Origin of the sequence: Antarctobacter albus (assembly GCF_900101505.1) — a bacterium.
Taxonomy (GTDB): Bacteria; Pseudomonadota; Alphaproteobacteria; order Rhodobacterales; family Rhodobacteraceae; genus Antarctobacter; species Antarctobacter albus.
On record NZ_FMZI01000001.1, the window covers coordinates 338,482 to 359,347 of the forward strand.

A 20,866-nucleotide genomic window follows, 5' to 3' on the forward strand; every position below is an offset into this window, starting at 1 on the left:
CCGCTGGGCCATTGCAGCCCGAGCGGTTTTCCGCCACATATGCGCGCGATCATATCCCCGCCACGACGGAGCGCAACATGACCGAAGCCGGCACCCCGCAAACCACTTTCAAACGCGTGATGCTCAAGATTTCGGGGGAGGCGCTCATGGGGGACCAGGGCTTTGGCCTGCACCCGCCGACCGTTCAGCGCATCGCCAAGGAAGTGCAGGCGGTCCAGGAACTGGGCGTCGAGATCTGCATGGTGATCGGGGGTGGCAACATCTTTCGCGGGCTGGCAGGCAGCGCGCAGGGGATGGAGCGCACCACCGCCGATTACATGGGCATGCTGGCCACGGTGATGAACGCGCTGGCGATGCAGTCGGCGCTGGAGGGCCTGGGCGTCTTCACACGGGTCATCAGCGCCATCCGCATGGACGAGGTGGCGGAACCTTACATCCGTCGCCGCGCAGTGCGCCACCTGGAGAAGAAGCGGGTCTGCATCTTTGCCGCCGGCACGGGCAACCCCTATTTCACCACCGATACCGCCGCTGCGCTGCGGGCCAATGAAATGGCCTGCGAGGCGATCATCATGGGCAAGAACGGCACCGACGGTGTCTATGACATGGACCCGCGCCAGCACCCCGAGGCCAAGCGCTATGACGAGGTGACCTTTGACGAGGTCCTGTCGAAGAACCTCAAGGTCATGGACGCCTCGGCCATCGCGCTGGCACGGGACAACAACATGCCGATCATCGTCTTTTCGCTGGATGAGCCGGGCGGCTTTCGCGGCATCCTGGCCGGGCAGGGGACCTGCACCCGGGTGGTCGAGAAACCCTCGGCCCGCCCGGACATCCCGGGTCCGTCTCCGGCCTGAAGGCGCAACAGGGTCTCAACGGCGCGTCGCGGCATGTTCGCTTTCGGTGCGCGCCACGCCGCTGTGTCGGGGCCTGCGAGGCGGTGCGCCAAATCTTGCGTGGTAGCTGCGGGTGAAGGCCGACGGAGAGGCGAAACCGGCGGCCCTGGCGATTTCCGAGACGGGTAGCGTGGTTTCCGAGACAAGCTGTTCCGCCCGCGCCAGCCGCAGGTCCAGGTAGATCTGCGCCGGCGTCCGGTTCAGACCCTTGCGACAGCGCAGGCGCAATTGCTTGGGGCTGAGCCCCAGTTCCGTGGCGACCTTCTCGACGGCGATCGGCGCCTCGATCCGGGCGGCCATGATGGATTGCATCCGTTCCAGCAATGGATCGGCGGTGATCGCCATGCGCTGACAGCGGCCCGCGTCGCGCATACGCCCATGAGCCAGCGCCTCTGCCGTGTCGGCTGCGAGCGCAGGTCCCTGCGCCCGCGCGATCCAGGCCGTCAACGCATCCGCCACCGCCAATCCGCCCGCCGTCGTCAGGCGCTGTCGGTCAAGGGCAAAAGGTGCCCGGCTGAGCGCGATACGTTTGACGTTCTCTGGCAATTCGGCCGGGGCGCTGTCGGGCAGGACGGCCTCTCGACCATCGAGGAACCCCAGGCGGGCAAGGATCGTGCCGCCCGTGTCCAATCCGCCCAGGGTCGCCCCGGCGGCATCCGCCCTTAAAAGAAAGGCACGCAATCCCATCGGCAGTGCGGTCAGGGGCGCCTCACCTGCGCAGAGCAGCACAAGGTCGAACCCCTGCGCCCCGTGCCAGTGGGGCAGCGCGCCGGCCACCTGTGTCCCGTCACGATCGGTCACCGCCGCGCCGTTGACCGTCCGGACCGTCAGAGTGAACAGGCGCTGTTCGGCCTGCGCATTGGCAAGGCGCAGCACTTCGCGCACCAGCGACAGGGCCAGCATCGGGAAACCGGGAAAAAGGATGAGACAAACGTGCATGTCGCGTGTTCCGTGGGGCTGTGCCCCGGTTTCTGCCATGTGCCGGGTTAAGGAAGGGTTTGCCGGACCGCATCCCGCGGGGCATTTCCTGCACGAAAACGGACCGCGCGTGTATGATGGGGGCCTTGCCGTGGCCATCGGTGCCGGACCGTGGGCAGGGCAACGGTTGCACGTTCTCTGGTCAAGGCCGATTGATCTGCGCTAAAGGTCAGGCTAACCAGTGTTTCCCGAGCACAGCTGCATCAACGAGGGGCCTCCGAATGTCCGAAGACTTCGAACTCGATACCGACGATCTCACGCGCCGCATGGACGGCAGCATGTCCAACCTGCGCACCGAATTCGCCTCGTTGCGGACCGGGCGCGCATCGGCGTCGATGCTGGAGCCGGTGCAGGTTGAGGCCTATGGCCAGATGACGCCGATCAACCAGGTCGGCACCGTCAACGTTCCCGAACCGCGGATGGTGACGATCAACGTCTGGGACAAGGGGCTTGTGGGCAAGGTGGAAAAGGCGATCCGCGAGTCGGGCCTTGGCATCAACCCGCAGCTGAACGGCACCATCATCATGCTGCCGATCCCCGAGCTGAACGAGGAACGCCGCAAGGAACTGACCAAGGTGGCCGCGCAATATGCAGAACATGCCCGTGTCGCGATCCGCAACGTGCGCCGCGACGGCATGGACAAGATCAAGAAGGCCAAGGCCGACGGCATGTCCGAGGATGACCAGAAGCTCTGGGAGGCCGAGGTGCAGGATCTGACCGATACCTACATCAAGAAGGTCGACGAGGCGCTGGAGACCAAGCAAGAAGAAATCATGCAGGTTTGACCGCCGCACCTCGCGCAGCGAGGCGAAACCTCCAGTGGAGGTTTCGGGCGGTCAAAGGGCGGAGCCCCGGAAAGACCGCCGCACCTCGCGGGGGCGGGCGCCCGGGTTGACGCGTCCGCGCGCACTACCGAATTTCGGCGGCATCGTCTTGCCTGTGGCCCGCTGTTGCCACAGTGGTGCCTTTTCCATCGCGCAGAACTGGATTAGTCAGCCGCCGATATCTTTGCTTTGGATCGGCCGCCGGGATGATCTATGAGTAGGACCGCGCATTTCGCCTTGGAAGGGAATTTGATGGCCAGACCGATGCTCGAGACCCTGGGACCCAGGCATGTGGCCATCATCATGGATGGCAACGGCCGCTGGGCGACCATGCGGGGCCGTCCGCGCCTGTTCGGCCACCATGCCGGCGCCCGCCGCGTGCGCGAGGTGGTCGAGGCCTGCCCGGATTACGGTGTGAAATACCTGACCATCTTTGCCTTCTCGACCGAGAACTGGAAACGCACCCAGGTCGAGGTCGCGGGCCTGATGAGCCTTTTCCGCCGCTACATCATGAAAGAGATGCAGGCCTTCGTGAAGGAAAACGTCCGCGTGCGCTTTATCGGTGACCGTCCCCGGCTGGACGCCAAGCTGCGTGCCCTGATGGACGAGGCCGAGGATTTCACCAAGCATTGCACCGGCGTGAACCTGACCATCGCGCTGAACTATGGCGGCCGGGACGAGGTCGCGCGCGCCGCGCAGCGCCTGGCAATGGACGTCAAGGAAGGCAAGCTGGACCCGGCCGAGATCGACGTGGAAACCCTGCCGCGTTACCTCGACACCCATGTTCTGCCCGACCCCGACCTTGTGATCCGAACCAGCGGCGAGGCGCGTATTTCCAACTTCCTTCTCTGGCAGTCGGCCTATGCCGAGTACGAATTCATCGACACACTCTGGCCGGATTTCACGCCCGAGGAACTGGGCCGCCTCTGCGCCGCCTTCGGCGGGCGCGACCGGCGATACGGTGCCGTGAAGGCATGAGCAAGCCGCGTTGGGACGACCTGGCGCCGCGGCTGATCTCTGCCGCGGCCATGATTGCCATCGGCGCCACCGCGGTCTGGCTGGGCGGCATCTGGTTCCACCTGCTGATCGCGGTGATCTGCGGCGGCATGGTCTGGGAACTGGTGCATCTCTGTGATCGCGGGCGGGTGCGCAGCCGGAACATCCTGGCCGCCGCCGCGTTTGTAGTTGCCCTTGTGGCCATCGAACTGCCGCCTGCCTTCGCGTTGCCTCTGCTGATGCTGCCCTCGATGCTGGGCTTTTCGCGGATGGAGCAGGGCGGCGTCACCTACGCGGTCTTTACCGCGCTGATCCTGCTGGCGGGCTATGCCATGATGGATCTACGTGACGCATTCGGCCTGGTCTGGATGCTCTGGCTGATGGTCGTCGTTGTGGTGACGGATGTTGCGGGCTATTTCGCGGGCCGCACCTTTGGCGGGCCCAAGTTCTGGCCGCGCGTCAGCCCGTCCAAGACATGGTCCGGCACGGTTGCGGGCTGGATCGGCGCGGCGGTGGTCGGTCTGGTCTTTGCCGGGCTGACACAGGCGGGCATGGGGCTGATCGGCGTGTCCATAGCGGTCAGCATGGCGTCGCAGATCGGGGACATCGCCGAAAGCGCAATCAAGCGGCGTGCGGGCGTCAAGGACAGCTCGAACCTGCTGCCCGGACACGGCGGATTGCTGGACCGTTTCGACGGCATGCTGGGTGCGGCGGTCTTCATCGTGATCGCGGGGCAGGTCACAGGGTTTCCGGGGGCACTATGACCGTGGGCGACAGGCGCAGGGTTTCGATCTTTGGCGCGACCGGGTCGATCGGGCAGAACACCATCGACCTGATCGCACGCGACCGGGACGCGTATGAGGTCGTCGCGCTGACCGGCGGGGCCAATGTCGCCCAACTGGCGCGCGATGCGCGGATGCTGGGGGCGCAGGTCGCCGTGACTGCCCATGAGGACCGGCTGGAGGACCTGCGCGCGGCGCTTGCGGGGTCCGAAGTCCAAGCGGCGGCGGGACGGTCCGCCCTGATCGAGGCGGCCACGCGGCCCGCCGACTGGGTCATGTCCGCCATCGTCGGCGCTGCCGGGCTGGAACCGGGGCTGCGGGCGCTGGAACAGGGGGCGACGCTGGCGCTGGCCAACAAGGAAAGCATGGTCTGCGCCGGGCCGTTGATGCTGCGCACGGCGCAGGAAAACGGGGCGCAGCTGCTGCCGGTGGACAGCGAACATTCCGCCGTCTTCCAGGCCCTGATCGGCGAGGACCTGAGCGCTGTCGAACGGGTCATCATAACCGCCTCGGGCGGTGCGTTTCGCGACTGGCCGCTCGAAGACTTGGACAAGGCCACGCCGCAGCAGGCGGCCACGCATCCCAACTGGGCGATGGGGCAACGGATCACCATCGACAGCGCCTCGATGTTCAACAAGGCGTTGGAGCTGATTGAAACGCGGGAATTTTTCGGCCTCGATCCCGAGAAGATCGAAACCGTCGTGCACCCGGAATCCATGATCCACGCACTTGTCGGGTTCAACGACGGGGCGCTGATGGCCCATGTCGGACCGCCGGACATGCGTCATGCCATCGGCTTTGCGCTCAACCATCCGGCGCGTAAGACGCTGCCCGTGGAGCGGCTGGACCTGGTCAAGCTGGGGCAACTGACCTTCTGTGCGCCTTGCGAGACGCGCTGGCCCGCGCTGCGGCTGGCGCGCGAGGTGATGCAGGCCGGGGGGCTCATGGGCGCGGTCTTTAACGCGGCCAAGGAAACCGCGCTGGATGGTTTCATCGAGGGGCGCATTCCTTTCACCCGCATGGCGGGCGTTGTCGAAGAGGTCCTCACCCGGCTTTCGTCCCAGGCGGGTCACAATGCTGCCGGTATTACTCTTGATAAGGTCAGCGAGGCAGACCATCTCGCACGGGCAGAGGCCCTTGCGGTCATGCAAGACGAAACTTGGCAAGACTAGACATTGAGTGGAGTGGCAGTTTGGACCTGACGACCCTGATCCCGCAATTTGGCGGCGCGTTGTGGACCGTGATCTTTTTCGTGGTCGCGCTGTCGGTGATCATCGCGGTACATGAATACGGCCATTTCATCGTCGGCAAGAAGACGGGCATCTTTCCGGAGGTCTTCAGCCTGGGCTTCGGCCCGGTGCTCTGGTCGCGGGTCGACCGGGATGGCACCAAGTGGCAACTGGCGGCGATTCCCTTTGGTGGCTACGTCAAGTTCCGGGGCGATGCCAACGCCTCGGGCGGGGTCGATGCCGAGGCGATCGAGGGGCTGGACGAGGCCGAGATGCGTAGCACCATGTCCGGCGCACCGCTCTGGGCGCGGGCAGCCACGGTGGCTGCCGGTCCGGTTTTCAACTTTGTCCTCTCCATCGCGATTTTCGCCGGGGTCCTGATGTTCCGGGGCGAGGTCATGGAACCGCTGACCGTGGGCGAGCTGCGGCCGCTGCCCGCCCAGCAGGAACTGCAGCCCGGCGACACGATCCTTGCTATCGCGGGGGCACCTCTGCCCGATGCCGCCGATGGCACGATGAGCGCCTATTTCGACGCGCTGCCGCAGGAAGAACAGCTGGAATACACCGTGCGCCGCGACGGGCGCGAGATGATCGTCAGCGGCCCCTATACCTATCCGCCGCTGGCCACCCAGATCGCGCCGCGGTCTGCCGCCAGCGATGCGGGCCTTCGGGCAGGGGACGTGATCACCGAGGTCGATGGCACGCCGATCTACGCTTTTGCCGAGCTGAAAGAACGGGTCGAAGGCTCTGACGGGGCGACGCTGCAGCTGACGGTCTGGCGCGATGGCGAGTTCCTGGACAAGGAGATGACCCCGCGCCGGGTGGACGAACCGCAGCCTGACGGCGGATTCCAGACCTTTTACCGTATCGGGATCGTGGGCGGCGTCGCCTTTGAACCGGCGACTGAATCGGCAGGTTTCGGCAGCGCGCTGACGGGTGGCGTGGCACAGGTCGGCCGGATCATCGAAGGGTCGCTCTCGGGGTTGTGGCACATGGCCACTGGCGCGATCAGCACCTGCAACCTGTCGGGCCCCATCGGCATCGCCGAGACCAGCGGCGACATGGCAAGCCAGGGCACAACGAACTTTATCTGGTTCATCGCCGTGCTCAGCACCGCCGTGGGCCTGCTGAACCTCTTCCCGGTGCCGGTGCTGGACGGCGGTCACCTGGTGTTCTTCGCCTACGAGGCCGTCACGGGGCGTCCGCCCAGCGACCGCGCGCTCAAGGTGCTGATGTCGATCGGCCTGACGCTGGTGCTGGGCCTGATGGTCTTTGCCCTGTCGAACGACCTGTTCTGCCCCTGACGGCGCGGGCCTGACACGATCTTGGCAGGCATCTGCCCAACTCCTGCCTGAATCACCCGGTAGTGCTGTGCCTGCACACGCAACCGAGGACCGATTCCATGACCGCGATCCAAGCCGGATACAGAAGCATGAGCCTGCTGGTCACCATAAACTGGGACCGCTTGCTGTATATCTGCACCATCGTCTTCGCCTTGTTTTTCGGGGGCTGGCTGGGGGCCGTCCTGCACTAGTCGCTGACAGGCGACAGTTCCTCAAATTCGCGACCCCGAGCTTTTGACAAGTACGGGCATTCCCGATACTCACGACTCCGGGATGTCAAAGTGGATTGCGAAAATGGCAAAGGTCATTTCCGCGCGTAAAGCGCCGGGTCTTGCAAGGGGTTATCAGGTTGCCAACGCGACTCGGGCTGTGTGCCTGAGTTTCGCCGTGGCAATGGGGGCCGGGGTCGCCACGATCCCCCAGGTCGTCTACGCCCAGAGCTATGTTTTCAACTCGGTCAACATCGAGGGCAACCGCCGGGTCGAACCCGGCACGATCCTCTCCTACGCCGGAATCGCACGCGGCCAGCGGGTTTCCGCCGCCGAACTCAACGACGCCTACCAGCGCATCCTCGGCTCCGGTCTGTTCGAGACCGTCGAGATCGTCCCTCAGGGATCGCGCCTGACCATCCGCGTTGTCGAATATCCCACGATCAACCGCATCACGTTCGAGGGCAACCGCCGCATCAAGGACGAGGACCTGGCACAGGCGATCCAGTCGCAGTCGCGCCGCGTCTTCAGCCCCCGCGTGGCAGAGGCCGACGCCCTTGCGGTCAGCCGCGCCTACGAGGTGCAGGGCCGCCTTGCCGCCCGTGTCACGCCCAAGGTCATCCGCCGCAGCGACAACCGTGTCGACCTGGTATTCGAGGTCTTCGAGGGCGGTGTCGCCGAGGTTGAGCGCATCGGGTTCGTGGGCAACGGAAAGTACTCCGACCGTCGCCTGCGCCGCGTGCTCGAGACCAAGCAAGCCGGCCTGCTGCGAGCCGTGATCCGCAAGGACACCTTCATCGAGGACCGCCTGGAATTCGACCAGCAACTGCTGCGAGACTTCTACGCGTCGCGCGGCTACGTCGATTTCCGTATCACCGGCGTGAACGCCGAGCTGAGCCAGGAACGCGATGCCTATTTCGTGACGATCAACGTCGAGGAAGGCCAGCAGTTCAAGTTCGGCGAAGTGACTGTCACATCGGACCTGTCCGACGTCGATGCCGAGCTGTTCAGCAGCAAGGTGCGCCTGCGCAAGGGCAAGGTCTATTCGCCGTCCCTGGTCGAGAACGAGATCGCGCGGCTTGAAAAGCTGGCGGTGAACCTGGGTCTCAACTTCGTCCGGGTCGAGCCGCGGGTCACCCGCAACGATCGCGACCTGTCGCTGGATGTCGATTTCCGCCTGGTGCGCGGCGAACGCATCTTCATCGAACGCATCGACATCGAGGGCAACACGACGACGCTGGATCGTGTGATCCGCCGCCAGTTCGAGGTGGTCGAGGGCGATCCGTTCAACCCGCGTGCAATCCGCGAAAGCGCGGAACGCATCCGTGCGCTCGGTTTCTTCAACAAGGCCGATGTCGAGGCCCGCGAAGGCTCCAGCCCGCAGCAGGTGGTCGTCGATGTCGATGTCGAGGAAAAACCCACCGGCTCGATCAGTTTCGGCGGGTCCTATTCCACCCAGAATGGTTTTGGCGCGGCCTTCAGCTTCTCCGAGCGGAACTTCCTTGGCCGCGGCCAGTCGTTCAGCTTCCGGATCAACACCGCTGCGGACACACAGCAATACGGCCTGCGGTTCGTCGAGCCGGGGCTCTTTGGCCGCGATCTCTCGCTGGGCTTCACCTTTGCCTACACCGAGACCGACAACGACAACGCGGTGTTCGACACGACAACCGGCGTGTTCCAGCCGTTCCTGGAGTTCCCCGTGGCGGAACAGGCGCGCCTGCAGCTGCGCTATTCGCTGGACTATGGCGAAATCACCAGCGTGGACACCGGTGTCGGCGGCATCGTGACCGCCGAAGCCGCAGAGGGTGAACGCTACGACAGCTCGCTGGGCTACACCTACATCTTCGACACCCAGCGCAAGGGGCTTGATCCGAATACCCGCTACCGGTTCGAGTTCGGACAGGATTTTGCCGGGCTGGGCGGCGACACGACCTTCGTCAAGACCAGCGCCAAGGCGATCGCACAGACGATGGTCTGGAACGAGGAAGTCACCCTGCGGGCGACGCTGGAAGGCGGGGCGCTGAACTATACCAAGGGCGACAGCCGTGTGACCGACCGTTTCCTGCTGGGACCGGACATCATGCGCGGGTTCAGCTCGGGCGGGATCGGGCCGCGTGAAATCGGTCCGGGCGGGGTCGACGACTCCCTCGGCGGCAACTTCTACGCCGTGGCCCGTTTCGAGGCGGAATTCCCGCTGGGTCTGCCCGAGGAATACGGCATCACCGGTGGTCTCTTCTACGACATCGGCTCGGTCTGGGGGCTTAGTGATGCGACCAAGAACAAGGTCGGCGCAGGCAATACCGTCGTCTCCACAGGTTTTGACGCGCGGCACGTGGTCGGCTTCTCGATCTTCTGGAAGAGCGCCATCGGCCCGCTGCGCCTGAACTTCACCGAGGCGCTGCAGAAGTCCAAGTGGGACGAGCCGCAGAACTTCAACCTGACGATCTCGACTCAGTTCTGAGGCAGGCGTGCGTCCGGCCGTCCGTCTTGTCGTCTTGCTGCTGGCGCTCTGGGGTGTCGCGGCAGGCGCTCAGGGGCAGGGCAGTCCCTTCGTGTCCGGGATGCCCCAGACCCCGATCCTGGTGATCGACTTTGAACGGGTCTTTGCCGAAAGCGCCTTTGGCCGCCGGGTAAATGAAGAGATCGAACAGCAGGGCCGGACGATTGCCGCGGAAAACCGCAAGATCGAAGCCGAGTTGATCGAAGAAGAGCGCGAGCTGACCGACCTTCGTCCCACTCTAGCGCCGGATGAATTTCGCGCTCTGGCTGATGCCTTCGACGAAAAAGTCCAGCGCCTGCGGGACGAGCAGGATGCCAAGGCGCGGGCGCTTGGCACCCGCACCGAGGAGGCGCGGCGCCGGTTCCTGACCGTCGCCCAGCCGGTGCTCGAAGGGTTGCTGCGCGAGGCCGGGGCGATGCTGATCCTTGAACGCCGCACGGTTTTTGTCGCCGCCGATGCCATCGACGTGACCGATCGGGCCATTGCCCTGATCGACGTTCAGATCGGGGATGGCACACCCGCGGTTCCCGACCCCGTGCCTGTCCCTGATCCCGCCCCGGATTCCGCGCCGGACCCGGAAACGCCAGAGCCGCCCTCGGGGCAGGATTGACGGCGTGCTTGCCCCCGACCGCTGCCGTTGCTAGGGGTGCGCCAAAACAAGAAAGGCCGCCAGTCATGACCGACACGCTTCTGAGCGCGGATATCCAGCTGATCCAGCGTATCCTGCCGCACCGTTACCCCTTTCTTCTGGTTGACCGGGTCGAGGAGATCGACGGCACGCAGTCGGCCCTGGGGATCAAGAACGTCACCATGAATGAGCCGCATTTCCAGGGCCATTTCCCCGGTCTGCCGATCATGCCGGGCGTCACCATCGTCGAGGCGATGGCCCAGACCGCCGCCGTCATGGTGGGCACTGCGCTGGACATGGCCGACAAGGAGATGAAGGTTTATTTCATGTCCATCGACAAGTGCAAGTTCCGCCGCAAGGTGGTGCCGGGCGACCAGCTCAAGATGCGCCTGACCACCCTGCGCGGCAAGCCCGGCGGCAAGGTCTGGAAATTCGGCGGCGTGGCCGAGGTCGAGGGGGAGATGGCCGCCGAGGCAGAATTCACCGCGATGATGGACCTGCCGTCTTGACCGAAACCATGATCCATCCCTCCGCCGTGGTCGAAGAGGGCGCGGTGATCGGGCAGGGGTGCCGGATCGGACCGTTCTGTCATGTCGGCCCCGAGGTGATCCTGCATGACCGGGTCGAACTGAAAAGCCACGTGGTTGCGACCGGCGCGACCGAGATCGGCGAAGAGACCCTGGTCTTTCCCTTTTCCGTCATTGGCGAGATCCCGCAGGATCTCAAGTTCCGGGGCGAGAAGACCCGGCTGGTGATCGGCGCCCGCAACCGCATTCGCGAACATGTCACCATGAACACCGGCACCGAGGGTGGTGGCGGTGTGACCCGGGTGGGCGATGACGGGCTGTTCATGGCCGGCTGTCACGTGGCCCATGACGCGCAGGTGGGTGACCGGGTGATCCTGGTCAACAACGCCGCGCTGGCCGGGCATTGCGTGATCGAGGACGATGTGATCATCGGTGGCTTGTCCGGCGTGCATCAATGGGTGCGCATCGGGCGTGGCGCCATCATCGGCGCCGTGACGATGGTGACCAACGACGTGATCCCCTATGGCCTCGTGCAGGGGCCGCGTGGCAAGCTGGACGGTCTGAACCTGGTCGGGCTGAAACGGCGCGGGGTCAAGCGTTCGGACATCACCGCGTTGCGGGCGGCGTTTCAAATGCTGGCGCAGGGCGAGGGCGCCTTTCAGGATCGCGCCCGCCGCCTGGGGGACGAGACCCAGAGCGAATATGTCCGCGAGATCGTCGCCTTCGTTCTCGGCGACAGCGATCGCAGCTTCCTGACACCGGGCTGAGCGGGCCATGCTGGCGCTGATTGCCGGGCGCGGGGCCTTGCCCGCCGCCGTGGCCGGCGCCGCCGGCGAACAGGTCGTGATCTGCGGCCTGGCGCATTGTCCGCCGGACCAGGTAGCGGCGGAACATCTCTTTGCCATCGAACGGTTGGGGGATTTTCTGGCCTGGCTCAAGCGGCGCGGCGTGTCTCGGGTCTGCATGTGCGGTTCCGTGGACCGGCCAGATGTGGCTGTGTCACGGATCGGGCTGCGGACTCTGCCTCTGTTGCCGAGGGTCCTGCGGGCCTTGCGGCGGGGTGATGACGGGGCGCTGCGCATTGCCATCGACATCCTTGAAAGTGCCGGATTCAGGGTACTGGCCGCGCATGAACTGGCGCCGTCCCTGTTGCCGCCGTCCGGTGTTCCCACAACCGTTCAACCGGGTGACGCGGCCGATGTGGCGGCGCGACTGGGGGACCGGATCTCGGTGGATCAGGCGCGGCGCGACCTTGGGCAGGCTTGCGTCGTCAAGGAGGGCGCCGTCATCGCCCGTGAGGATGATAGCGGCACCGATGCCATGTTGCAGGGGCTTGGCCCCGAGGCGCGGGGGGGCGTTCTCTACAAGGCGCAGAAACCGGGGCAGGAGCGGCGCGCCGATTTGCCCGTGATCGGCCTGCAGACGGCCGATGGCGCCGTGGCGGCAGGGCTGTCCGGGATCGTGATCGAAGCCGATGGTGTCATGGTGCTGGACCTGCCGCAGGTGCTGGAACGGCTGGAGGCCGCTGGCCTGTTCCTCTGGGTGCGTGAAAGGGAAACATGATGCGGGTGTTCATCACAGCAGGAGAGCCGTCCGGCGACCGGTTGGGCGCCGCGCTCATGGCGGGGCTCAAGGAACTGGTGCCGGATGTGAGCTTTCGCGGGATCGGGGGGCCGTTGATGCAGGCGCAGGGCCTCGACAGCCTGTTCCCGATGGATGAGATCAGCATCATGGGCATCACCGAGATCCTGCGCGAATACCGCGCGCTCAAGGGGCGTATCCGCCAGACCGCCGATGCGGTCGTGGCGGAACAGCCTGACGTTTTGATCACGGTGGACCTGCCGGAGTTTTCCCTGCGCGTGGCGCGGCTGGTCAAGGCTGTGTCCGATGTGCGGGTCGTGCATTACGTGGCTCCGACAGTCTGGGCCTGGCGGCCCAAGCGCGCGCAGAAGATGGCCGCGCATGTGGACCAGGTGCTAGCGCTTTTGCCGTTTGAGCCGCCCTACATGGAGGCCGCCGGGATCGCCTGCGATTTCGTTGGCCATCCGGTGGTGATGGAACCACAGGCCAGCGAGGCGGAGGCGGCGGCCTTTCGTGAGCGCCACGGTATCAAGGGCGAGATGGCCCTGGTTCTGCCTGGTTCGCGCCGGTCCGAGGTGGGCCGGCTCATGCCGGTCTTTGCCCAGGCGGCACGCGCGCTGTTGGCGGCGCGTCCGGGTCTGCGGCTGGTGATCCCGGCGGCGGGTCCGGTGGCCGGGGCCGTGCGCGAGGCGGTTTCCGACTGGCCTGGCGATCCGCTGGTGATCGACCCGTCTGACGACCCCGGCGGTGACGAAAAACGCGCGGCCTTTCGCGCTGCGGACGTGGCGCTGGCGGCCTCGGGGACTGTCTCGCTGGAACTGGCGGCGGCGGGCACACCGATGGTCATCGCCTACGACATGAGTTGGCTCAGCCGCCAGATCATCGGGCGGATGCTGCGCGTCGACAGCGTGACGCTGGTCAATCTGGTGGCGGAAAGCCGGACCGTGCCGGAATTCATCGGTGCGAAATGCCAGCCTGGCCCGATTGCCGAGGCGGTCGGGAAGGTCCTGGAGGCCCCCGGGGCGCAGATCGAGGCGATGGATCTGACAATGGAGCGCCTTGGCCGGGGTGGGGAACGGCCCGGCCTGCGGGCCGCGCGCGCGGTTCTGGACCGCCTACATGACGGCAAGACGTTGAACTGAGTCCCGAGGCTTTGACATAAAAAGGGCCGGAAACCTGCGTTTCCGGCCCTTTCTCTTGTTGTCGATGACGCGCTCAGAGCAGCGATTTGACCTTCTCGGCCACGGCCTCGGCGGTGATGCCAAAGTGGTCGTAGAGCACCTCTGCCGGGGCCGAGGCGCCAAAGCTCTCCATGCCGACGAAACCGCTTTTCTTGGCGCTGCCGCGCTCGCCGCACAGCCAACGGTCCCAGCCCATGCGCACACCGGCCTCGACCGCGACGCGCACCGGACCCGCGGGCGGCAGCACCCGGCGGCGATAGCTTTCGTCCTGCGCCTCGAACAGTTCCCAGCAGGGCATGGACACGACGCGCGTGCCGATGCCCTCGGCCTGCAGCAGGTCGCGCGCGGCCAGCGCAATGGCCACTTCCGACCCGGTTGCCATCAGGATCGCCTGGCGCTTGCCCTCGGCCTCGGCCAGCACATAGGCGCCTTTCTCGACCAGGTTGGCGTTCTTGTGTTCCAGCCGCACTGTCGGCAGGCCCTGGCGGGTCAGCGACAGGACCGACGGCGTGGCCGTCTGGCGCAGCGCGATTTCCCAGGCCTCGGCGGTTTCCACCGCGTCGGCGGGACGGAACACCAGCGTGTTCGGCGTGGCGCGGCTGATCGCGACATGTTCGACCGGCTGGTGGGTCGGGCCGTCTTCGCCCAGGCCGATGGAGTCATGGGTCATGACAAAGACGGTGGGCGTCTTCATCAGCGCGGCCAGGCGCATGGCCGGGCGGGCATAGTCGGTGAAGGCCATAAAGGTGCCGCCGTAGGGGCGTACCCCGCCATGCAGGCCCATGCCGTTCATCGCCGAGGCCATGCCGTGTTCACGGATGCCGAAGTAGATGTAACGGCCCTTGCGATTGTCGGTGTCGAAGACGCCCAGATCGCCGGTCAGCGTGTTGTTCGATCCGGTCAGGTCGGCGGAACCGCCGATGGTTTCCGGCATGATCGGGTTGATGACCTCAAGCGCCATCTCGCTGGCCTTGCGGGTCGCGACCTTGGGCGCGGTTTCCGAGACCTGCTTTTTCAGCGCCTTGACCACGGCGGAGAGCTTTTTCGGCGCCTCGCCGTCCATGACCCGGGTGAATTCCTTTTGCCGTGCCGCGCTGGTCTCGGCGAACCGGGTTTCCCAGGCCTCGCGCTCGGCGGCACCGCGCGCGCCGACCTCTTCCCACCAGGTCTTGATCTCGGCGGGAATGTCGAAGGCACCGGAGGTCCAGCCCCAGGCGGCCTTGGCCGCGTCGTTCTGATCGGCGTTGGTCAGCGCGCCGTGACCCTTGGACGTGTCCTGCGCCGCGTGGCCCAGGGCGATATGGGTCTTGCAGGCGATCATCGAGGGCTGCGAGGTCTTCTTGGCCTCGACGATGGCGGCGTCGATGGCCTCGGGGTCGTGGCCGTCGATTTCCTGCACGTGCCAGCCCGACGCCTTGAAACGCGCAACCTGGTCGGTGCGATCCGACAGCGAGACCTTGCCGTCGATGGTGATGTCGTTGTTGTCCCAGAAGACGATCAGGTGACCAAGCTCATAGCGACCGGCAAGGCCCAGGGCCTCCTGGCTGACACCTTCCATCATGCAGCCGTCACCGGCGATGACATAGGTGTTGTGATCGATCAGCTTCTTGCCGAAGCGGGCGCGCAGGGACTCTTCGGCGATGGCGAAACCGACGGAGTTGGCGATGCCCTGGCCCAGCGGGCCGGTCGTGGTCTCGATCGCCTTGGCCAGGAAATTCTCCGGGTGGCCGGCGGTCTTGGCGCCCAGCTGGCGGAAATTCTTGACCTCGTCGAGGGTGATTTCCGGGTCGCCGCAAAGGTAGAGCAGCGCGTAGAGCAGCATCGAGCCGTGGCCCGCCGACAGGATGAACCGGTCGCGGTCGGCCCAATCCGGGCGGGACGCGTCGAATTTCAGGTGCTTGGAGTAGAGCACGGTGGCCACGTCCGCCATGCCGATGGGCATGCCCGAATGGCCGGAATTGGCCGCGGCGACGGCGTCGAGCGCAAGCGCACGGATCGCCGTGGCGCGCATCCAATGATCAGGGTTGCGGGTGCGAAGCTCTTGGATATCCACCGGGTTTCGATCCTCTGGCTGGGGGTTTGCGGCGTGAATAGCAGCCCCGCGCCGAAGTGCAAGCCAAGCGCGGGGCAGTGCATGAAGGGCGCCGTCTAAGGCCTTGGAAGATAAGGGGGCGCATTTTCCTTTTCCGCTTGTTAAACTTTCATTGACCGGATGCGGGACGATTCGTTCCGTATCGCGATGGGCCGCGCGGGATTGAGGCCGCCAGGCCGGGCAAGAGGACGAAGCAGGGCAGATGAGCCAGATCGAGGACTTGCAGGCGCGCATCACGCGCGCGCTGGATCGTATCGGACAGGGGATCGACGGGCTGGACCGCAGCGCCGCCGAACCCGCGGATTACGAAGCATTGCGCAGCCGCGCGGAAGCGGCGGAACAGGCATTGGCAGAGGCGCAGGAAGCGCTGGCCGCCACGCGTGAGCAGGCCGAGGTGGACCGTGATACCGCGCTTGCGACAGCGCGTGACGCCGCCGAGGCAGAGCGTGACATGGCTGTCGCCAACGCCCTGGCGCAGGCCGAAGAAGCCCGCGAGGCCGCCGTGGCGGCGGCCCGCGAACAGGCAGAGGCCGATCGGGACGCGGCGATTTCCGCCGTCAAGGCAGAGGCCGCAGCCCAGCTGGAACGCGCCCTGGCCGAGGCCAGGGCAGAGTCCGGCCCGGTGCCGGAGCCGGAAGAAGCCGCCGAAGACGAGGCCGCGCCGCAGGCCGAGGTGGCCGGGGCCCCGGATGTCACGGAGCTGGAAGAGGCACTGGAAGACGAGAAGATGGCCAATGCCCAGCTTGAGGAGCGGCTGCGCGTCTTGCGTGCCCGGCTGGCAGAGCTCGAGGCGCAGGCCACCGAGGCCCCGGAGGCCGAGGCCCCCGCCGCACCTTCGCCCGGGGCCCTGGCCGCGCTGGATGACCAACTGCAGGACCTGCGTGCTTCCAATGAAGAGTTGATTGCCACCAATACCGCGCTGCGCGAGGCGAATGCGCAAGGCGTGGGCGATCCGGAGCTGATCAACCGCGGTCTGCAGGCCGAACTTGATGCGATGCGCACCATGCGGGCGGCGGATGCGGCAGAGACGGGCGCCGTGATCGAGGCCCTCGGCCCGCTCCTGGCCGAGGCCGCAGACGGGGAGGCACAGGGATGAGCCAGATGGAAGTCGAGATCAAGATCGGTGGCCGCAGCTTTGAAGTGGCCTGCCAGCAGGGCGAGGAACAATACCTGCTGTCCGCTGCACAGCTTCTGGACACCGAGGCGCAGGTCCTGGTGACGCAGATCGGGCGGATGCCCGAAGCGCGGATGCTGCTGATGGCGGGGTTGATGCTGGCTGACAAGACCGCGGGCCTCGAAGAGCGCCTGCGTGAGGCGCAGGACAAGCTGAAGTCGGTCGAGGCCGACCTGGCGGACCTGAAGAACAAGCCCGGACCTTCGCCGGAAAAGGTCGAGGTGCCGGTGATCCCGGAGGACGTGACGGACGCCCTGGCAGAGATCGCCGCCCGCGCCGAGGCGCTTGCCAACAGTTTCGACGAGGCAAAGGCAGAGTAACGGCCTTTCGTCCCGGGTGCGTCACCCGTCGAGCCGCCGCGTCACAGCACGGCCCAGATCGACAAAACCGTCGATGTCCTCGGGGCGGCGCAGGATGTGGCGCAGCCTCAGCCGCAAGCCGTGACGGCTCAGCGCGACGATGGGCTGTTGCGCCTCGTTCCGCCCGCTGCGGGCCTCGAGCAGTTCCGGGGCCTCGCGGACGGCGTCCAGGGCCGTTTCGCGCCCCGGGGTCGCGAAAAGTGTGCCGGACCCGTCACCTGGCACCGACCGCAGGTCCGCCGCTTCGGCGGCGAGTCCGCCGGTCATCTTGTTCAGCACCATCTGGCCAAAGCCGCCCCCGCCCATCTTGTCCAGCATCATGTCGGCCATCGCGGCGGTCTTTTCGGGAATGTCGGGTCCAAGCAGCGCCATGCCGTCCGGCAAGGCCAGCCGCGGCTGGGTGAATTCCGTCCAATGGCTGCTCGTGCCGCCGGTAGAGGAATTGGACCGGTAATAGAGCACAAGCTCCCAGCCCTCGGACGGATCGGAAATCACCGTTCGGCTGCCACGCCCGCCGCTTTGCGGCTGATAGTCAAAGGTCCATCCCCGTTCCGCGGACATGGCCTTCAGCGCCTCGCGGCGCTTTTGGCCGTGGCGCATGGCATAGGCGATCAGGCCGGTTCCGGCGAATGAGGCCAGGATCAGGACGGCAGCAACGAAAATCTCCACGGTGAAACTCCTTTTCTGAAATGCAAGGGATCAAAGAAAAACGGGCAGGGAAATCCCCGCCCGTTCGTTGTCTCTTGCCAGGCGCATGGCTCAGGCGTTGGCTTCGCGGATCTTGTCTGCGGCTTCCTTGTTGTAGGTCACGCCCTTGTCGTCGAACAGCTGGTCCAGCTCGCCCGAGAGGGTCATCTCGGTGATGATGTCGCAGCCTCCGACGAACTCACCCTTGACGTAAAGTTGCGGGATGGTCGGCCAGTCGGAGAAATCCTTGATCCCCTGGCGCAGCCCGTCATCCTCGAGCACGTTCACGTCCTGGTAGTCGACGCCCATGTAGTTGAGCACGCCGGCCACGCGGCTGGAGAAACCGCATTGCGGCATGGTCTTGTTGCCCTTCATGAAGAGCACGACGTCATTGGATTTGACGGTGTCGTCGATACGGGTCTTTACGTCGGTCATTTGCGGTTGTCCTGTTCGTTGTGGTTTGTGTCCGTGTCATCGGCCGGGGTGCCGTCCTGTCCCGCGTCCGATCCGGAATTCTCGGGGTCGTAGTCCTCTGGGTCGTAGCTGTCCCCGCTGTCCGGGATCGTTCCCACGAAGGTGGTGTTCGATTCCGGGTCATACGTCAAACCGTAGGTCGACCTGCCTTCTTTCCTGAAACGTCGGTATTCATGCCATGCCGCGTAGACGAAAATGGCAAGAAAGGGCAGGAGCAGCAGGGGGACGATGACGCCTAGGGGCATATCGGATCAGTCTGGGGCCTTTGTTGTGAGAGCGAGGGCGTGAAGTGCGCCGCTGGGACCGTCCATCTTGCCTTTGAGCGCCGCATAGACGGCGCGTTGTTGCTGAACCCGGTTCTTGCCGCGAAAGCTTTCGTCGATGACCATCGCCGACATGTGCACGCCGTCTTCTCCATCGACGGTGATCTTGGCGTCTGGAAAGGACTGGCGCAACAGGTCCTCGATTTCCTGGGCATACATCGGCATATAAGGCGTCTCCACGCGTCTGGTGTCTGTTACAAAATTAGTGCGGTGGCGGGCGGCGTGCAAGGCACGCGCGTCAAGCAGGGCAGGGGCGGCGGTGGTCAGGCGGCGAGGTCGATCCACACCGGAACATGGTCAGAGGGCTTTTCGCGACCGCGAATGGCAGAGTCGATCTGGCAGTCGGTCATCAGGTCCGCGGCGGCGGGTGTCAGCAGCAGGTGGTCGATGCGGATGCCGTTGTTCCGCTGCCAGGCGCCGGCCTGGTAATCCCAGAAACTGTAGTGCCCGGGCGCCTGGGTCCGTGCGCGAAACGCCTCGGTGTAGCCGAGGTTCAGGATTCGGCGAAAGGCCGCGCGGGTCTGCGGCAGGTACAGGGCGTCCTCTGTCCAGGTCTCGGGGCGCGCGGCATCCTCGGCCTGGGGGATCACGTTGTAGTCGCCGGCCATCAGCGCCGGCATCTCCTCGGCCAGCAACTCGCGCGCGCGGGCTCCGAGGCGTTCCATCCAGGCCAGCTTGTAGTCGTATTTCGGACCGGGTGCCGGGTTGCCGTTGGGCAGGTACAGCCCGCAGACACGCACGGCCTGGTCGTCTCCCATGACGGTCGCCTCGATCCAGCGTGCCTGTTCGTCCTCGTCGTCGCCGGGCAGGCCGCGCCGGACATCCTCGAGCGGGCGCTTGGACAGGATCGCCACGCCGTTGAAGCTTTTCTGCCCGTGTGTCTCGACGTTGTAGCCGCGGTCCTCGAAGGGCTCGCGCGGGAAATTCTCGTCGACCGACTTGATCTCCTGGCAGAGCACGACGTCCGGCTGCGCCTCGTCCAGCCAATCGAGAACGGCGGGCAGGCGGGCCTTGATGCCGTTGATGTTGAAGGTGGCGATCTTCATGGCGCGTTTCTCCTGCCGGTTCGGGGCTCATGGATCGCAGGCGCGGGGCTGACGGTCAAGCGCGTCAGGAAAAGCCTTGTTTTGTATCAGTTTGGTTGTGCTTTGTGACCGTCCTGCAACCTATCAGCGTAACGCCTGGCACAAAGCACCCACTGGAACTCGCTTGATTCGGGGATGATTCGGAGGTTTGCCGGTTTGCAAAGTGCCGTTGCACTGCAAAGTCCGAAATTATCCACAGGAAATTTGTTCCTGGGGATAACTCGTATTGTCTCGCGATCCGAAACGCCTGCGCGAATCGCATCTGTGGATAAACTTTTCTTTAAACAACCTTAACAAGAATTAACTTTTTTGCAAACTATTTTTGCGTGCAGATTTCAAGGGCATAGCTGCTCAACCTGAAAAAGGAGCGATCCCATGACTGCCCTCATCAAGCTGCACACCCCTAAAGAAACCGTTTCCAAATCGGAAACGAGCGCCTTTGCCGGCGACGCTGTCGAGGCGTTCACCTCGTGGTCGGGCCCGGCCGATGGCGACCTGTTCGCGGGTGCCTCTGTCGAAGCCTACACATCCTGGTCCGGTCCGGCGACCGGTACGCGCGAATCCGGCGATGCAGTCGAAGCTTTTACCTCCTGGTCCGGTCCGGCCGCGGGTGACATGGACAACGGCGGCCATGTCGAGGCCTTCACCAGCTGGTCCGGCCCGGCGCGTGGCAGCCGCGACGCAGGCGACAACGTCGAAGCCTTCACCTCCTGGTCCAGTCCGGCGGCGGGCGACATCGAAAGCGGCGACAACGTGCAGGCCTTCACCAGCTGGTCCGGTCCCGCAGCCGGCGACCGCGACGCAGGCGATAACGTCGAAGCCTTCACCTCCTGGTCCGGTCCGGCGGCGGGCGACATCGAAAGCGGCGACAACGTTCAGGCCTTCACCAGCTGGTCCGGTCCCGCAGCCGGCGACCGCGAGGCAGGCGACAGCGTCGAGGCCTTCACCTCCTGGTCCGGTCCGGCCCGCGCCTGATCGATGTCACTGATACCCGGGCGGGG

General features: G+C 65.3%; 23 protein-coding genes. 16 read left to right on the plus strand and 7 right to left on the minus strand.

Features of this window, described 5'->3' with window-relative positions:
* Positions 1 to 77: 77 nt before the first annotated feature.
* A complete protein-coding gene (gene pyrH / locus BLQ71_RS01610; RefSeq protein ID WP_052244349.1) occupies positions 78 to 854 on the plus strand; it encodes a UMP kinase in 777 nt (258 codons plus the stop codon).
* A 15-nt stretch (positions 855 to 869) separates the two neighbouring features.
* On the opposite strand, the gene BLQ71_RS01615 is transcribed toward pyrH, so the two are convergent.
* Positions 870 to 1,832 carry a GlxA family transcriptional regulator gene (locus BLQ71_RS01615; RefSeq protein WP_074620482.1) on the minus strand — a complete coding sequence of 321 codons (963 nt, stop codon included), beginning with the start codon at positions 1,830 to 1,832 and terminating at the stop codon, positions 870 to 872.
* 260 nt (positions 1,833 to 2,092) lie between these two features.
* Between BLQ71_RS01615 and frr the strand changes: the two genes are divergently transcribed.
* The 12 genes from frr to lpxB all read left to right on the plus strand — a co-directional run bounded on the left by frr (position 2,093) and on the right by lpxB (position 13,632).
* Positions 2,093 to 2,656 (plus strand): ribosome recycling factor, encoded by a 564-nt coding sequence (gene frr, locus BLQ71_RS01620; protein WP_043139310.1) that lies wholly within the window; start codon positions 2,093 to 2,095, stop codon positions 2,654 to 2,656.
* A gap of 291 nt (positions 2,657 to 2,947) precedes the next feature.
* On the plus strand, positions 2,948 to 3,673 hold the full coding sequence (gene uppS, locus BLQ71_RS01625) for a polyprenyl diphosphate synthase (RefSeq protein ID WP_043139307.1): 726 nt from the start codon (positions 2,948 to 2,950) through the stop codon (positions 3,671 to 3,673).
* The gene (locus tag BLQ71_RS01630; RefSeq protein ID WP_074620483.1) at positions 3,670 to 4,455 is read left to right on the plus strand and encodes a phosphatidate cytidylyltransferase; all 786 of its coding nucleotides are present in this window, start codon (positions 3,670 to 3,672) and stop codon (positions 4,453 to 4,455) included. Before uppS ends, BLQ71_RS01630 begins: the two co-directional genes overlap by 4 nt.
* Positions 4,452 to 5,645 (plus strand): 1-deoxy-D-xylulose-5-phosphate reductoisomerase, encoded by a 1,194-nt coding sequence (gene dxr, locus BLQ71_RS01635; protein ID WP_074620484.1) that lies wholly within the window; start codon positions 4,452 to 4,454, stop codon positions 5,643 to 5,645. Before BLQ71_RS01630 ends, dxr begins: the two co-directional genes overlap by 4 nt.
* 20 nt (positions 5,646 to 5,665) lie before the next feature.
* Positions 5,666 to 7,006: an RIP metalloprotease RseP gene (gene rseP, locus BLQ71_RS01640; RefSeq protein WP_074620485.1), complete on the plus strand. Its 1,341-nt coding sequence runs from the start codon at positions 5,666 to 5,668 to the stop codon at positions 7,004 to 7,006.
* Positions 7,007 to 7,104: 98 nt separating this feature from the next.
* Entirely contained in the window at positions 7,105 to 7,236 is a 132-nt protein-coding gene (locus tag BLQ71_RS26945) for a hypothetical protein (RefSeq protein WP_268236843.1), read from the plus strand.
* 103 nt (positions 7,237 to 7,339) lie between these two features.
* Entirely contained in the window at positions 7,340 to 9,715 is a 2,376-nt protein-coding gene (gene bamA / locus BLQ71_RS01645; protein ID WP_074620486.1) for an outer membrane protein assembly factor BamA, read from the plus strand.
* 7 nt (positions 9,716 to 9,722) lie between these two features.
* A complete protein-coding gene (locus BLQ71_RS01650) occupies positions 9,723 to 10,364 on the plus strand; it encodes an OmpH/Skp family outer membrane protein (RefSeq protein WP_074620487.1) in 642 nt (213 codons plus the stop codon).
* A gap of 65 nt (positions 10,365 to 10,429) precedes the next feature.
* Positions 10,430 to 10,891, plus strand: coding sequence for a 3-hydroxyacyl-ACP dehydratase FabZ (fabZ, locus tag BLQ71_RS01655; RefSeq protein ID WP_043139294.1), 462 nt, complete (start codon positions 10,430 to 10,432; stop codon positions 10,889 to 10,891).
* Between the two features lie 8 nt (positions 10,892 to 10,899).
* Entirely contained in the window at positions 10,900 to 11,676 is a 777-nt protein-coding gene (gene lpxA / locus BLQ71_RS01660) for an acyl-ACP--UDP-N-acetylglucosamine O-acyltransferase (protein ID WP_074620676.1), read from the plus strand.
* Between the two features lie 7 nt (positions 11,677 to 11,683).
* Complete coding sequence (locus tag BLQ71_RS01665; RefSeq protein ID WP_043139291.1) at positions 11,684 to 12,472, plus strand: LpxI family protein; 789 nt, start codon at positions 11,684 to 11,686, stop codon at positions 12,470 to 12,472.
* Entirely contained in the window at positions 12,472 to 13,632 is a 1,161-nt protein-coding gene (gene lpxB, locus BLQ71_RS01670; RefSeq protein ID WP_074620488.1) for a lipid-A-disaccharide synthase, read from the plus strand. The genes BLQ71_RS01665 and lpxB overlap by 1 nt, the downstream gene beginning before the upstream one ends.
* A 73-nt stretch (positions 13,633 to 13,705) precedes the next feature.
* Here the strand turns inward: lpxB and tkt are convergent, their stop codons facing one another.
* Positions 13,706 to 15,724: a transketolase gene (gene tkt, locus BLQ71_RS01675; RefSeq protein WP_074620489.1), complete on the minus strand. Its 2,019-nt coding sequence runs from the start codon at positions 15,722 to 15,724 to the stop codon at positions 13,706 to 13,708.
* 241 nt (positions 15,725 to 15,965) lie between these two features.
* On the opposite strand from tkt, the gene BLQ71_RS01680 reads away from it, so the two are divergent.
* Positions 15,966 to 16,859: a coiled-coil domain-containing protein gene (locus BLQ71_RS01680; protein ID WP_074620490.1), complete on the plus strand. Its 894-nt coding sequence runs from the start codon at positions 15,966 to 15,968 to the stop codon at positions 16,857 to 16,859.
* Positions 16,856 to 17,257 carry a cell division protein ZapA gene (locus BLQ71_RS01685; RefSeq protein ID WP_083242497.1) on the plus strand — a complete coding sequence of 134 codons (402 nt, stop codon included), beginning with the start codon at positions 16,856 to 16,858 and terminating at the stop codon, positions 17,255 to 17,257. The genes BLQ71_RS01680 and BLQ71_RS01685 overlap by 4 nt, the downstream gene beginning before the upstream one ends.
* 21 nt (positions 17,258 to 17,278) lie before the next feature.
* On the opposite strand, the gene BLQ71_RS01690 is transcribed toward BLQ71_RS01685, so the two are convergent.
* The 5 genes from BLQ71_RS01690 to xth all read right to left on the minus strand — a co-directional run bounded on the left by BLQ71_RS01690 (position 17,279) and on the right by xth (position 19,826).
* The gene (locus tag BLQ71_RS01690) at positions 17,279 to 17,965 is read right to left on the minus strand and encodes a hypothetical protein (RefSeq protein ID WP_074620491.1); all 687 of its coding nucleotides are present in this window, start codon (positions 17,963 to 17,965) and stop codon (positions 17,279 to 17,281) included.
* A gap of 90 nt (positions 17,966 to 18,055) precedes the next feature.
* The gene (gene grxD, locus BLQ71_RS01695; RefSeq protein WP_043139279.1) at positions 18,056 to 18,418 is read right to left on the minus strand and encodes a Grx4 family monothiol glutaredoxin; all 363 of its coding nucleotides are present in this window, start codon (positions 18,416 to 18,418) and stop codon (positions 18,056 to 18,058) included.
* Entirely contained in the window at positions 18,415 to 18,702 is a 288-nt protein-coding gene (locus tag BLQ71_RS01700) for a hypothetical protein (RefSeq protein WP_043139277.1), read from the minus strand. The genes grxD and BLQ71_RS01700 overlap by 4 nt, the downstream gene beginning before the upstream one ends.
* A gap of 6 nt (positions 18,703 to 18,708) precedes the next feature.
* Positions 18,709 to 18,945 carry a BolA/IbaG family iron-sulfur metabolism protein gene (locus tag BLQ71_RS01705; protein WP_043139274.1) on the minus strand — a complete coding sequence of 79 codons (237 nt, stop codon included), beginning with the start codon at positions 18,943 to 18,945 and terminating at the stop codon, positions 18,709 to 18,711.
* Between the two features lie 98 nt (positions 18,946 to 19,043).
* Positions 19,044 to 19,826 carry an exodeoxyribonuclease III gene (gene xth, locus BLQ71_RS01710; RefSeq protein WP_074620492.1) on the minus strand — a complete coding sequence of 261 codons (783 nt, stop codon included), beginning with the start codon at positions 19,824 to 19,826 and terminating at the stop codon, positions 19,044 to 19,046.
* A gap of 414 nt (positions 19,827 to 20,240) precedes the next feature.
* Between xth and BLQ71_RS01715 the strand changes: the two genes are divergently transcribed.
* A complete protein-coding gene (locus BLQ71_RS01715) occupies positions 20,241 to 20,840 on the plus strand; it encodes a DUF6749 family protein (protein WP_074620493.1) in 600 nt (199 codons plus the stop codon).
* Positions 20,841 to 20,866 lie beyond the last annotated feature (26 nt).

Bases quoted from the DNA above. Each gene is read 5' to 3' on its own strand.
- pyrH (WP_052244349.1), top strand. From the start codon at position 78: ATGACCGAAGCCGGCACCCCGCAAACCACTTTCAAACGCGTGATGCTC.
- BLQ71_RS01615 (WP_074620482.1), bottom strand. From the start codon at position 1,832: ATGCACGTTTGTCTCATCCTTTTTCCCGGTTTCCCGATGCTGGCCCTG.
- frr (WP_043139310.1), top strand. From the start codon at position 2,093: ATGTCCGAAGACTTCGAACTCGATACCGACGATCTCACGCGCCGCATG.
- uppS (WP_043139307.1), top strand. From the start codon at position 2,948: ATGGCCAGACCGATGCTCGAGACCCTGGGACCCAGGCATGTGGCCATC.
- BLQ71_RS01630 (WP_074620483.1), top strand. From the start codon at position 3,670: ATGAGCAAGCCGCGTTGGGACGACCTGGCGCCGCGGCTGATCTCTGCC.
- dxr (WP_074620484.1), top strand. From the start codon at position 4,452: ATGACCGTGGGCGACAGGCGCAGGGTTTCGATCTTTGGCGCGACCGGG.
- BLQ71_RS26945 (WP_268236843.1), top strand. From the start codon at position 7,105: ATGACCGCGATCCAAGCCGGATACAGAAGCATGAGCCTGCTGGTCACC.
- bamA (WP_074620486.1), top strand. From the start codon at position 7,340: ATGGCAAAGGTCATTTCCGCGCGTAAAGCGCCGGGTCTTGCAAGGGGT.
- fabZ (WP_043139294.1), top strand. From the start codon at position 10,430: ATGACCGACACGCTTCTGAGCGCGGATATCCAGCTGATCCAGCGTATC.
- lpxA (WP_074620676.1), top strand. From the start codon at position 10,900: ATGATCCATCCCTCCGCCGTGGTCGAAGAGGGCGCGGTGATCGGGCAG.
- BLQ71_RS01665 (WP_043139291.1), top strand. From the start codon at position 11,684: ATGCTGGCGCTGATTGCCGGGCGCGGGGCCTTGCCCGCCGCCGTGGCC.
- lpxB (WP_074620488.1), top strand. From the start codon at position 12,472: ATGCGGGTGTTCATCACAGCAGGAGAGCCGTCCGGCGACCGGTTGGGC.
- BLQ71_RS01680 (WP_074620490.1), top strand. From the start codon at position 15,966: ATGAGCCAGATCGAGGACTTGCAGGCGCGCATCACGCGCGCGCTGGAT.
- BLQ71_RS01685 (WP_083242497.1), top strand. From the start codon at position 16,856: ATGAGCCAGATGGAAGTCGAGATCAAGATCGGTGGCCGCAGCTTTGAA.
- grxD (WP_043139279.1), bottom strand. From the start codon at position 18,418: ATGACCGACGTAAAGACCCGTATCGACGACACCGTCAAATCCAATGAC.
- BLQ71_RS01700 (WP_043139277.1), bottom strand. From the start codon at position 18,702: ATGCCCCTAGGCGTCATCGTCCCCCTGCTGCTCCTGCCCTTTCTTGCC.
- BLQ71_RS01705 (WP_043139274.1), bottom strand. From the start codon at position 18,945: ATGCCGATGTATGCCCAGGAAATCGAGGACCTGTTGCGCCAGTCCTTT.
- xth (WP_074620492.1), bottom strand. From the start codon at position 19,826: ATGAAGATCGCCACCTTCAACATCAACGGCATCAAGGCCCGCCTGCCC.
- BLQ71_RS01715 (WP_074620493.1), top strand. From the start codon at position 20,241: ATGACTGCCCTCATCAAGCTGCACACCCCTAAAGAAACCGTTTCCAAA.